We start from the raw sequence: 437 nt of genomic DNA on the forward strand, positions 1-437 counted from the left end.
CGTCTCCGCCACCCCCGTGCGCGAAGCCCTGGTGGACCTCTCCGCCCAGGGCCTGCTGGAGGTCGAGCAGCACCGGGGTTTCCGCATCCGCCAGGACACCCTCAGTGACTTCGAACGGCTGATCGAGGCGCAGGCGCTCGTCTGCCAGGGTGTGCTCCACCAGAACCCCACCCTCGCCCTGCCGCAGGCCGACCCCGGGGAGTTCACCTCCATCCGCCGCCGCGCCGCCGCCGCCCGGCAGGCCGCCCTCGGCGGCGACCTCGACATCCTCATCGGGTACGACCTGCGCTTCTGGCGCGAGTTCGACGCGCTGCTCACCAACCCCCACATCGGGGAGTTCATGGACCGGATGCGCGTCCGGTGCTGGGCGTACACCGTCCCCTATCTCCGCCGCCGGCACTCCCTCAACGGCCGGCTCTGGTCGGGGCACCTCGAAC

General features: G+C 71.9%; 1 protein-coding gene. It reads left to right on the top strand.

What is annotated here, in order from left to right:
• Nucleotides 1-16: 16 nt before the first annotated feature.
• Nucleotides 17-437, top strand: a 421-nt coding sequence (locus tag ACWF62_RS20730) for an FCD domain-containing protein (protein WP_452631324.1), incomplete at its 3' end; no start/stop codon positions are given.

Source organism: Rhodococcus sp. NPDC054953 (assembly GCF_053609225.1).